Source organism: Brevibacterium sp. AGC70 (assembly GCF_057334195.1).
On record NZ_JBHFIH010000019.1, the window covers coordinates 326,189 to 338,018 of the forward strand.

Annotated in this window: 7 protein-coding genes; 6 read left to right on the top strand and 1 reads right to left on the bottom strand. The window is 65.5% G+C overall.

What is annotated here, in order from left to right; all coding sequences use genetic code 11:
* The 4 genes from ACE03M_RS19200 to ACE03M_RS19215 are packed head-to-tail and all read left to right on the top strand — an operon-like array spanning position 1 to position 5,033.
* On the top strand, positions 1 to 891 hold the full coding sequence (locus ACE03M_RS19200) for an alpha/beta fold hydrolase (protein WP_485935610.1): 891 nt from the start codon (positions 1 to 3) through the stop codon (positions 889 to 891).
* Positions 888 to 2,555 carry an AMP-binding protein gene (locus tag ACE03M_RS19205; protein WP_485935612.1) on the top strand — a complete coding sequence of 556 codons (1,668 nt, stop codon included), beginning with the start codon at positions 888 to 890 and terminating at the stop codon, positions 2,553 to 2,555. Before ACE03M_RS19200 ends, ACE03M_RS19205 begins: the two co-directional genes overlap by 4 nt.
* Positions 2,556 to 2,577: 22 nt before the next feature.
* Positions 2,578 to 3,756 carry an acyl-CoA dehydrogenase family protein gene (locus ACE03M_RS19210; RefSeq protein ID WP_485935614.1) on the top strand — a complete coding sequence of 393 codons (1,179 nt, stop codon included), beginning with the start codon at positions 2,578 to 2,580 and terminating at the stop codon, positions 3,754 to 3,756.
* 50 nt (positions 3,757 to 3,806) lie between these two features.
* Positions 3,807 to 5,033, top strand: coding sequence for an acetyl-CoA C-acetyltransferase (locus ACE03M_RS19215; protein ID WP_485935616.1), 1,227 nt, complete (start codon positions 3,807 to 3,809; stop codon positions 5,031 to 5,033).
* A 191-nt stretch (positions 5,034 to 5,224) separates the two neighbouring features.
* On the opposite strand, the gene ACE03M_RS19220 is transcribed toward ACE03M_RS19215, so the two are convergent.
* Positions 5,225 to 8,095 carry an aminotransferase class I/II-fold pyridoxal phosphate-dependent enzyme gene (locus ACE03M_RS19220; RefSeq protein ID WP_143922249.1) on the bottom strand — a complete coding sequence of 957 codons (2,871 nt, stop codon included), beginning with the start codon at positions 8,093 to 8,095 and terminating at the stop codon, positions 5,225 to 5,227.
* Between the two features lie 140 nt (positions 8,096 to 8,235).
* Here ACE03M_RS19220 and ACE03M_RS19225 point away from each other — a divergent pair, with 140 nt between their 5' ends.
* Positions 8,236 to 9,963, top strand: coding sequence for a thiamine pyrophosphate-dependent enzyme (locus ACE03M_RS19225; protein ID WP_485935618.1), 1,728 nt, complete (start codon positions 8,236 to 8,238; stop codon positions 9,961 to 9,963).
* Positions 9,964 to 10,195: 232 nt separating this feature from the next.
* Complete coding sequence (locus ACE03M_RS19230) at positions 10,196 to 11,827, top strand: amidohydrolase (RefSeq protein WP_485935620.1); 1,632 nt, start codon at positions 10,196 to 10,198, stop codon at positions 11,825 to 11,827.
* Positions 11,828 to 11,830: the final 3 nt, after the last annotated feature.

Below are 11,830 nucleotides of genomic sequence, written 5' to 3' on the forward strand. Positions count from 1 at the left end.
ATGACGACACTGACTGAAGCCACACAGCCAACCGGCCCCACCGCCTCAACAGTGAGCACGCTGCGTGCGCACCAGTTCGTCATCGACGGCCGCCTCGCCTTCGTCGAAGACTGGGGCGACATCCACGCGACCCCGCTGCTGGCTCTGCATACCGCCGGTCAGAGCGGCGTCCAGTACGCCCACGTCGCCGCTGATCTCGCGGCACTGGGCTACCGCGTCATCGTCCCCGACTTCCCCGGCCACGGACGCAGCGAACCCGCTGCTCACGGACCGGTGACCGACCTCGGCGAATATGCCCGATTCGCACTCACCGTCCTCGATCAGCTGGGCATCGACCGCTTCGTCGCCGTCGGATGTTCAATCGGCGGGAAGATCACGATCGACCTCGCTGTGCGGGCAGGGTCCCGCATCCAGGCCGCGGTCGCGATGGCCGCCGGGGCCAGCGGTGGCCACGTCTCCATCCGGGGACTGACCCGCGAACTCAACGACATCTCGACGCCCTCGCGAGGCGACCGCACCTACTGGGGCACACGCGCCGTCGTCGGCTCCGCCGTCAGCGAGGAACGTCGTTCGCTCATCGCCCGCATGCACTGCCGCGAAGATCCCATCATCTCGAACTCGGACCTCATCGGCTGGGGCCGTCACGATGTCAGCGCAGGATTGCACGACATCGCATGCCCCACGATCCTCGTCGCCGGTGAGGATGATCTCTGGATCGACGCCGAGGCGATCCGCCGTGATGCTGTGTCCATCCCTCGAGGATCGTTCACGTTCCTTCCCGGGATCGGGCATTATCCGATGGAGGAGATGTCTGATTTCGCCAGCCAGGTCGACGCATGGGTGCGCACCCTGGAAGCCAGTGACGAAGGAACGGAGACCACCCGATCATGACCGCACAGCCCAGCACTCTCTACGGCCACCTGAAATCATGGGTCGAAGCCGGCCCGCAGCGACTGGCCCTCATCGACCCGGTGCCTGCCAGCGCTCAGACCGGCGGCCTCGACCACGGACACGTCCGTGTCAGCGTTGGCGATCTTCTGGCTCGTGCGAACCAGTTCGCCACCCTCCTCACCGAGCATGAAGTCGGCGAAGGCGACTGCGTGGCCATCTGGCTGCCCAGTTGGGCAGACTCCTACGCCTGGCAGTTCGCGGCCTCGGCCCGCGGAGCCCACGTCATCGGCGTCAATACCCGCTACAACGTCGCCGAGGTCGGACATGTACTTAGCAGGGCACGGCCCAAACTCCTCGTGATGGCTCACGGATTCCGCGGCATCGACTTCCTCGCCACTGCGACGAAGGCCGTCGCCGAATCGCAGGACGACGCACCCACGGTTGCCGTCTGGGCCGTGCCGGGGGCATCGGAGGAACCTGTTGCTGCCGACTATGACCTCGGTTCAGGTGCAGTGGTCGTACCTGGCCTCGGTGCCACCACCTCGGCGCCGGAGCTGTCGGCTGTCGAACCCAGCGCGGACCGACTGTCGGTCGCGTTCACGACCTCGGGGTCGACGGGCATGCCGAAGCTGGCCGCCCACAAAGAGACCGCTGTCGTCTCCCATTCGCAGCACGTGGCCTCGCGCGTGGGATTCGAGCCCGGCGACGTCCTCGTCGAGCCGCTGCCCTACTCCGGTGTCTTCGGATACTCGGCGGGCATGGGTGCGCTCTTCGGCGGTGCCGCGGTCCTCCTCCATCCCGTCTTCGACGAGCAGGAACTCGTGTCGGCCTGGGGCCACTTCAACGGCTCGCACTTCGTCGGCGCCGACGACATGCTCTCGCGGGTACGCCGTGTATGCGAAGAGACCGGCACGACGATCGGCTCGTGGAAGTGGGCCGGCGTGGCCGACTTCCAGGGTATGTCCGCAGACATCGCGAAATGGGCCGCCGAAGAATTCGGAACACGGACCGTCGGCGTCTACGGCTCCTCCGAAGTCTTCGCCCTCACCTCGTTCTGGCCCGTCGACACTGCCGAGGAGCTTCGCTACTCCGGTGGTGGACGACTGACCGATCCCGCATACGAGTACCGCATCGTCGATCCGCTCTCAAACCTCGACGTCCCCGAAGGGTCAGAGGGCGAAGTACAGCTGCGCGGAGCGAACATCGTCGACAGATACCTCGGTGACAAGGGTGAAGGCGCCAAGAACTTCACAACCGACGACTGGTTCGCCACCGGCGACCTCGGCCGCGCTCAGGGACCCGACTCCTTCGAATACGTGTGCCGCATGGGCGACGTCATCCGTCTGCGCGGATTCCTCGTCGACCCGGCCGAGATCGAACTCCACCTCATCACCCACCCCGAGGTCGAGATCGTCAAGGTCGTCGGGCGCAACAGTGAAGCGGGAGCGCCTGAGGTGGTCGCCTTCGTCCAGCCCGTGCCGGGCACGAATCCGGATCCAGCGGAGATCAGGGCGTACTGCAAGGAGCGCTTGGCCAGCTTCAAGATTCCCACCGAGGTTCGCCTCGTCGAGACCATGCCCGTGACCGCCGGAACCAACGGGTCGAAGATCAAAGCAGCCGTCCTGCGCGAATGGGCGGCCAGGCCGCTCGAGCCGCAGAAGTGACTTCAAAGCTAGGAAATACACCATGACGCACAAACCCAGACCCAGGCCGAACACCCCGCACTTCATGACCGAGGATCGCCTCGAGATCCAGGCGCTCGCTCGAGAGTTCGCCCACGACGTTGTCCTCCCGTTGGCCAATGAACTCGACCCCATCGAGGGGCAGTTCCCCGATTGGTTCATCAAGCAGATGGCCGATATGGGGTTCTTCGGCATCCTCATTCCCGAAGAATACGGCGGCCTCGGATTGGGTGTCTTCGAGTACTGCCTCGTTGCCGAGGAACTCTCCAGAGCCTGGATGAGCGTGGGTGGACTGCTGGCTCGGGGCAACGGGATGGGCGGTGGCTTCTCACCCGAACAGGAAGCCAGGCTGCTGCCGAAGGTCGCCACAGGTGAGTATTTGGGTGCCTTCGCCCTGTCCGAGGCAGAAGCCGGATCCGATGTCGCCAACATCCGGTGCAAGGCCAGTCGTGCCGAGGACGGTGGCTGGGTCATCAATGGCACGAAGATGTGGTGCACGTTTGCCGATCAGGCTGACTATGTGATTCTCTTTGCCCGCACGTCGACCGATGAGGCCAAGCGCCATCGTGGGATCTCAGCGTTCCTCGTTGAGAAGAATCGGGGTGAGTTCCCCGACGGTATGTCGGGGACTGCTGTGAAGAAGATCGGGTACTTCGGATGGAAGACCTGGGATCTGGCCTTCGACGACTTCCACCTGCCGGCAGATGCTCTGCTGGGGGAAGAAGATCGTGGCTTCTACCAAGCGGTGTCGGGTCTTGAAGTGGGGCGTGCGCATACGGCGGCTCGCTCGATCGGTTTGGCGCAGGCGGCGTTGGAGGACTCGATCGCGTACTTGAAGCAGCGGGTCCAGTTCGGGCATCCTCTGGCTGATTTCCAGCATCTGCGGTTCAAGGTCGCTGACATGGCCGCCCAAATCGAGGCCAGTCGTGCGTTGATGTATCACGTGTGCACGCAGATCGATTCTGGTGCACGCTGTGACAAGGAAGCGGCGATGGTCAAATACTTGGCCGCGGAGATGGCGGAGAAGGTCACTTCGGAGGCCGTGCAGATCCATGGTGGTGCCGGGTACACGAAGGACTTTGCCGTGGAGCGTCACTGGCGTGATGCCCGGTTGACGAAGATCTTCGAGGGCTCGTCTGAGATCCAGATGCGCATCATCTCCGATGAACTGCTCGGACGCTGAGCCACCCCATTTGAGACGCTGAGACCCACCAACCCTTCCGAGGAGGAAGAATGTCGAAGAACATCGTCATCTGTGAGCCCGTGCGATCTGCCGTCGGCGGATTCGGCGGCCAGTTCAAGAATCTGCCACCAGAGGAGCTCGGCCGTCAGGTCCTCGAGGCTCTCATCACGAAGTCCGGGCTGAACGTCGACGTCGTCGACGATGTCATCCTCGGCAACTGCTATCCCACGATGGAGGCCCCGGCGATCGGCCGCGTTGTCGCCCTCGACGCCGGACTGCCGATCACCACTCCCGGACGTCAGATCGACCGTCGCTGCGGGTCCGGCCTCCAGGCCATCGCCGACGGCCATGCGATGATCAACGCCGGATTCGCCGACCTCGTCATCGCCGGCGGCGTCGAGACCATGAGCCGCGGTGCCTTCTTCAACGAAGAGATCCGCTGGGGAGTCAAGGGCTCCGGTATCGACCTCAAAGACAGCCTGGCCCGTGGCCGAGTCACCGCAGGCGGCACGAACTACCCGGTCCCCGGCGGGATGATCGAGACCGCAGAGAATCTGCGTGCCGAATACAGCATCAGCCGCCAGGAGCAGGACGAATTCGCCGTCGCCTCGCACCAGAAGGCAGCCAAGGCCCGTGACACCGGCCGCTTCGACGACGAGATCGCACCGATCACGATCCCGGCGACCCGGAAGGCCCCGGAGCAGGTCATCACGACCGACGAACACATCCGCCCGAACGCGAACGTCGAATCGCTGGCCAAGCTGCGCCCGATCCTCGGGTCCTCAGACGCCGAGGCGACCGTGACGGCTGGCAACGCCTCCGGTCAGAACGACGGAGCCGCACTGTGCATCATCGCCACCGAGGAGAAGGCTCGTGAACTCGGGCTGCGCGTCTTCGCCCGGATGGTCGGCTGGGCCGTCGCAGGCGTTCCGCCCAAGACGATGGGAATCGGTCCCGTGCCGGCAGTGGCCAAGGCACTCGAACGCGCCGAGCTGAGTCTCGCCGACATGGACCTCATCGAACTCAATGAGGCTTTCGCAGCCCAGGCGCTGGCCTGCACCCGCGAGTGGAAGCTGAGTGAGTCCGACTTCGCTGAACGCCTCAACGTCAACGGCTCCGGAATCTCACTGGGACACCCGGTCGGCGCAACCGGCGGTCGGATTCTTGCCACCATGCTCCACGAGCTGAAGCGCCGCGATTCGCACTATGGCATCGAGACCATGTGCATCGGCGGCGGCCAGGGCATGGCAGCAGTCTTCGAGAACCTCGCGAGCTGAGCGCCGGTCGGCGCGGCTGAAGACCTGCCGCGCACCGGCCGAGCATCGACAGCACACCTGAGCGTCGAGAGTCGACTCCCTGAAGTCTGCTCTCGGGGCTCAGCTGTACTCTCGACGAGGCGCCCGGGGCCAGGCGTGTGGCGCCCGGGGCCAGGCGTGTGGCGCCCGGGGCCAGGCGTGTGGACGTTCGCCTACTTCTTCGACTCGAGTACGTCCTTCGGAAGGATGACACGGTAGCCCAGCCGGGCGTCGTAGCCGTGGATCTCCCTGGTGTCGAGGGCGGACATGAAGTCGAGCACCTCGGCGGTGATGATCTGACCGGGTACGAGTACGGGGAATCCCGGCGGGTAGGGTGTGACGAACCCGGCAGAGACCGGCTGATCTCCTGATTCGACCCGCCGGCTCAACTCCTCCGGGAGGACGTGTTCGATGTTCCACCGGCGCAGCCCGGCGTAGTAAGCGGTGCGCAGATCACCGTCGGGCAGCTGCCTCGACGGATCCGCAGCCGGTACCTCGGCGGCGTATTCCGGGGCGAAGGCGCTGAAGTCCGGCAGCGGCGGCATGATCTCGGCCGGCTCCTCGAGGGAGTATTCGGCCTGGAGTTCGTGTGGGTCGTTGAACTTCTCAGCCATCTTGACGAGGACCTCGATGAGGTAGGCCACGGCCGACCGAGACGTGCCGATGTTCGTCATGAACAGCACCGTGTTGCGGCTCGTCTTGTTGACCTGGATGCCGTAGCGGTCCATGAGGAAGTCGTGTTTGAAGGTGTCCCCGTCGACTCCGGTGCCGCTGATCTCGATGGTGATACGGCTGGGATCGACGACGAACTCGTCGGTCGTCCACGCATGCCAGAACGTTGCCAGACCATCGCGCAGAGGCATCGTACGCTCGGTCTGCCGGTACTCCTCGGGGATGAGGTCGGCCGCGGTGAGCACCCGGAAGGTCTTCTTCAGCAGCGGATGGCGCGAGACGGCGGAGGCCAGGCTCATCGCCAGGTCCAGCTGCTTCTGCACGAGGGCGAAGCCCTCCATCTCGACCTGCCGGCGCCCCAAGTCCAAGGACGCGAGGATCTGGTAGTTCGGCGAGGTCGAGGTGTGCGTCATGTACGCCTCGTGGAACGAGTCCTCCGCTCCGTGGGAGAACTCCTGGTCGTAGACGTGGATCATCGACCCCTGCCGCAGCGAGGTCAGCGTCTTGTGCGTCGACTGGGTCGCATACACGCGCAGAACCGCGTCCGGCGGCGGCAGCAGCGACTCGTTCAGCCACACCTCGTCGGGGGCGGGCTCACCGGTCTCTGCATCGAAGAGACGCTCACGCTGCTCGCGATACGCCCTGCCATGGGCGTCGGTGTCGAGGATCGCTTCGAGCCGCTCGGCGGCGACCATGGCGGTGCGCTTGCGGGTGACCGGGTGGAACCGGGCGAAGGCGAACCACGCCTCGTCCCAGAGGAAGACGAGGTCGGGCTTGATCGCCAGGCATTCGGCCATGACCTTCTCCGGATCGTAGACGATCCCGTCGAAGGTGCAGTTGGTCAGCGTGATCATCCGGACCTCATCGAGGCGGCCGGCGGCCCGGTAGTCGAGCAGGAGCTGCTTGATCCGGTTCAGCGGCACCGCGCCGTAGAAGGCGACGTCGTTGAGCGGGTACGCCTCGAGGTAGGCGGTCCTGGCGCCCGTGAGCATGAGCGCATGGTGGTGCGACTTGTGGCAGTTGCGGTCGACCATGACGACCTCGTCGGGTGAGACGACGGCCTGGTGGACGATCTTGTTCGCCGTCGAGGTCCCGTTCGTCACGAAGTAGGTCCGCTTCGCGCCGAAGGCCCTGGCCGCCAGGGACTGCGCCTTCTTGATCGTGCCGACCGGCGCCAGCAGGGAGTCCAGCTCACCCGAGGTGGCACTGGTCTCTGCCAGCAGCAGGTTGAGGCCGTAGAAGTCGACGAAGTCACTGATCCACTTCGATCCCACGACCGAACCGCCACGGGAGACGGGCAGGGCATGGAAGACACCGGCCGGGCGGCGCGCGTGCTCACGGATCGCGGTGAAGAACGGGGTGTCATAGAGGTGCTGGACGCGGCGCAACAGAGACAGATGGAGCTCGAACTGGTCCTCACGGCGGAAGACACGACGGAACCGATGGGTCAGGGCTCCCGCCAGGCTCTCGATGTGGGCACCGGCCATGAGATACAGGTCGAGCTCCGGGCGCAGACCGGCCAGAGTGTCTGCCAGTCGCAGCACTCGACGGACCGAATTGAGCGGACTCATCGGCATCGTCGGTGAGTCGGTTGTTCCCTGATGGGCCAGCTCGACGGCGCTGCGCAGATCGCGGCTGAGCACCTGTCGGGTCCGGTCGGTGAAGCCGGGGCGGATGACGCAGGCGAGCAGGTTCGGGTTCGTCAGCGCAGCCGCGACTGCATCGTCTGCGGTGGGGACGATGACGTAGTCGTAGATGAACTGGTCGGAGGAGTGGCGCAGCTTGAGCAGGTCGGTATGCAGCTCATCGCGGCCGCCCTCTGTGGTCTCATCGACGATGAGGACCTCGAAGCGGGGGCGCGAATCCTGGCGGTCCTTGTGCTCTGCGCGCTCGTCCTCGGTGAGGTCATCCTCGGCGACGTCGGGGACTGTGGTTCCGCGCAGGCGATTGACGGCACGCGTGATCATGTCATGGGCCTTGTCGAACTCACCGTTGGAGAGCAGCTCGGCGATGTCCTCGACGTAGCGCTGCCCGAAGCCGCCCCAGTACAGTTCGATCGTCTTCAGCGACCGCAGCGAACGCCAGACCTCACCGTCGGCGGCGATCATCGAGAAGTCCCCGCCGCTGATGGCCAGACGTTTGATCGCAAACTTCAGGTACTCCCAGGCATCCGAGCGCAGACGCCAGGTGCTCGCAGGCATTCCCGGATCGCGTTCGAGCTGCGACTTCTTCGGCCGAGACCGGAATCCCGTCTCTGTGGATCCCCCAGACGAGTGAGAGTCCAGCCGTTTCCGGGGCGTCCCTCCGGCCGCTGCCGGTCCAGGCATGAATGATGCCTGTCCCGAGTGTTCGTCGGAGCCGATGCCGGTCATACTTGAGCCTCCTGGCGATGAAGTATCTCGATGTCGAGCGATCCCCTGCGGAATCCGTTGTGCCAAGATCATACGGCGTTGCATGACCGAATGTTCAACAGCCCACCCACATGAGACAAAAGAATGATAAGCATGAAGTCATGGACAACTCCGCGCCCCTTTCCGCCGGCCATCTCCTCGTCAAGGAGCTCGAAACCCACGGCGTCCAGCGTGCCTACCTGGTCCCCGGCGAGTCCTATCTCGACGTGCTCGACGGCCTCCACGACTCGACCATCGCCCCCATCGTCTGCCGCCAAGAGGGCGGGGCCGGCTACATGGCAGTGGCCGAGGGACGCATGACCGGCATCCCCGGAATCGCCATGGTCACCCGCGGCCCCGGTGCCTCGAACGTCATGGTCTCCGTCCACACCGCCTACCAGGACGCGACACCGCTCGTCGTGTTCGTCGGCCTCATCCCCACCGCCCAGCGAGGTCGCGAGTCCTTCCAGGAATTCGATCTGGGCGGCTGGTTCTCGACGACGACCAAGAAGGTCCTGACCCTCGATGACCCGGACAAGGCCGCCGAGGTGGTCGCCGATGCCATGCACACCGCTGTGACCGGCAGGCCGGGTCCCGTCGTCGTGGGCCTGCCCGAGGAGGTGCTCGTCCAGGCCAGCGGCGGTCGAGTTCTGGCCCCGCGCACACACGGTTCCGCCGCACCGTATGCCGGCGATGTCACCGAGCTGCGGGCCCGCATCCTCCAGGCCGATTCTCCTGTGCTCATCATCGGCGGCGAGGACTGGTCCCCGGCCACCTCCCGCAGGATCGCCCAATGGTCGCGCGATCGCGGCCTCGGCGTGATCGGCACCTTCCGTGCCTATGACGGCATCGACCACGACAGCCCCAACTTCCTCGGCATGCTCGGCTTCGGCGCTTCTGCGGTGGCCAAGAGAACCTTCGCTTCAGCCGACCTGCATATCTTCCTCGGCTGTGTCCGCACCGATGTGGCCACCGATTCCTTCACTATCGGCACCGAGGCCAAGACTGTCGTCATCGGCCCCGACCCGGACGCCCATGGACACTTCGGCAGCCTCGACCAGCACATCGTCACCTCGGTCAACCGCTTCGCCCAGGCCCTGTTCACCGAGGACGGTTCGCGTGCCTATTCGGTCTCCTCGGACGGGTCCATCGATGAACCCGCTGTCGGCGATGAGCACCTGAGCGGCAACGATGAGCCCGTGCCGCTGCCGGACTGGATCCGCGATGCCCGCGCCGAACTCGAGGAATGGAGGGTGCCGGTCACCACCTCGGCGAGTTCTGGCCCTGATGATGCCGGTGACGGCTTCGTCGACATGGATGAGGCATTCGTCCATGTCAAGGAGCTGCTGCCGGACAACGCGATCATCACCTACGGGGCCGGGAATTTCTCGGGCTGGGCCACCAGGTTCCTGCCCACGCACGGGTTCCCCTCGGCGCTGGGACCGCGCAACGGCTCGATGGGCTTCGGGCTCCCGGCCGCCGTTGCCGCCGGTCTCGTCCATCCCGAGCGGCCCGTGTTCTGCATCGCCGGAGACGGAGACTTCCTCATGAACGGCCAGGAGCTCGCCACAGCCGCACAGTACGGGGTGAACCTCACCGTCGTCGTCAACGACAACTCGGTCTACGGCACGATCCGCGGCCACCAGGACCGCGAGTATCCGGGTCGCGCAACGGGAACTGCCCTGTCGAGTCCCGACTTTGCGGCCCTGGCCACGGCCTTCGGCGGTATGGGGCTGACGGTCGAACGCACCGCGGACTTCCGGGACGCCTTCGAGAAGGCCCTGGCTCATGAGGGTCCAGCCCTCGTCCGCTGCCTCACGGATCCCGCGATCCGCGGTGCCCGGGTGTGAGCGGGCCGATGCGCTCCCTCCCACCGGCTGCACAGCCACGGACCCAACGGTTGGTGACTTCTCGTCGAAAATTCGCTTCGGATCGACCAGAAGTGACCAACTGTTGGGCGCTCGGACCGCGTTCCGAGTTCTCCGAGGCCGCGACGACCTCGGTCTCCGCGAAATCACACGCTCTCTCGCTGTAGCCGATTCCCACGCTCCAACTGATTCTCACGCTGCAAAGGTGACTGACATGAACATCGACGCGATCTTCACCGATCTTGATGCCCATACGCTCGACCCGGCACGTCCGCGGGCGAAGAAGATCGGCGTCTTCGCCGGGCGCATCATCGGCTTCGACGAGGAACTCGACGGCGTCACCGCAGATCGGGTCGAATCGCTGGGCGGGGCCACCGTGCTTCCTGGCTTCAACGACGTCCACTGCCACACCGCATGGTTCGGACTCACCCTGGCATCCATCGACGTCACAGCGCTGCCCGGCGGTCTGCCCGATGTCTACGCTGCGCTCGAGAAAGCGGCCGCGACGACACCGGCCGGCGAGTGGATCAACGCCACCGGCTACGCCCACCGTGACTACGACGGACAGTACCCGGAGCTCTCCCGCCTCGACGAGATCACCGGCGACCGGCCTCTGTTCATGCGGCAGACCTCCGGGCATGCCGCGATCGTCAACACCGAGGCGATGAAGCGAGCGGGGATCCTCGACCCCGGCTTCAGCGACCCCGTGGGCGGCAAGGTCGTCACCGATGCGGCGGGCCACCCCACAGGTCTGGTCGAAGAGACCGCGCAGGGCCTCGTCCAGGACCTCATCCGCCCCTACTCACTTGACACGATCGTCGAGGCCATCGACCTTGCGACTGCCTACTACGCAAAGGAGGGCATCACATCCTTCGGTGACTGCGGCGTCGCCTACGGGTGGATCGGGCACTCCCCCATCGAGGTCAGCGCCTACCTGCGTGCTCGCGAAGAGGGCAAGCTGCGTGCCCGCGCCCAGCTCCTGCCGCAGGCCGATGGTCTCCACGAGATCGCAGCGAATTCCGCCGACGGCTTCGGCATCGGACTCGATGCGGGAGTGCGTACCGGCCTCGGCGATGACCTCGTCTCGCTGGGACCCGTCAAGTTCTTCATGGACGGGGCGCTGAGCGGCGAGACCGCGGCTCTCCGGGAGAACTACGAGGGCAAGGACCATCCCGGCTATCTGCAGGACGACGCCGAGGTGCTGCGCAAGCAGATCCTGGACACCTACGCCTCCGGGTGGTCCGTCGCGGTCCATGCGATCGGCGATGCGGCCGTGGACGCTGCAGTGGCCAACATCGTCGACGCCCAGGCCAAGTATGGTCGCCGCGCCGTTCCCAACCGGATCGAGCACGCTGCCCTCGTCCATGATGAGCACCTGTCCACCTTGGCCGACAACGGTATCGTCGTGACCCCGCAGTCAGCGTTCGCCGAAGGTATCGGCGACGGAATGAACGCCTCACTGGGACCTGCACGCCGCTCACTGATCTACCGCGCGAAGTCCTTCCTCAACGCCGGCGTGCTCCTGGCCGGCAGCTCGGATCGCCCCTGCGCCGACGGCAATGCACTCCGCGGCATCGAAGCCTTTGTGACCAGGAAGACCCGCGACGGCGACATCATGGGCTCGGCCGAGGAATGCCTGAGCGCCGATGAGGCGATCGCCGCCTACACCTCGGTCGCGGCCGAGGCCTCCGGGCATGGCGCAGACAAGGGAACCCTGTCGCGCGGGAAGCTCGCGGACTTCGTGGCCCTCGATGCCCACCCCTCCGAGGTCGAACCCGAGCAGATCTCACAGATCACGGTCCGCGCCACCGTCCTCGGCGGAGATTTCACCCACGACGCCCGCTAAACC

What these genes read in the sequence shown, in the direction of transcription:
- ACE03M_RS19230 (WP_485935620.1), top strand. Translation starts at nt 10,196, where the DNA reads ATGAACATCGACGCGATCTTCACCGATCTTGATGCCCATACGCTCGAC.
- ACE03M_RS19200 (WP_485935610.1), top strand. Translation starts at nt 1, where the DNA reads ATGACGACACTGACTGAAGCCACACAGCCAACCGGCCCCACCGCCTCA.
- ACE03M_RS19210 (WP_485935614.1), top strand. Translation starts at nt 2,578, where the DNA reads ATGACGCACAAACCCAGACCCAGGCCGAACACCCCGCACTTCATGACC.
- ACE03M_RS19205 (WP_485935612.1), top strand. Translation starts at nt 888, where the DNA reads ATGACCGCACAGCCCAGCACTCTCTACGGCCACCTGAAATCATGGGTC.
- ACE03M_RS19215 (WP_485935616.1), top strand. Translation starts at nt 3,807, where the DNA reads ATGTCGAAGAACATCGTCATCTGTGAGCCCGTGCGATCTGCCGTCGGC.
- ACE03M_RS19225 (WP_485935618.1), top strand. Translation starts at nt 8,236, where the DNA reads ATGGACAACTCCGCGCCCCTTTCCGCCGGCCATCTCCTCGTCAAGGAG.
- ACE03M_RS19220 (WP_143922249.1), bottom strand. Translation starts at nt 8,095, where the DNA reads ATGACCGGCATCGGCTCCGACGAACACTCGGGACAGGCATCATTCATG.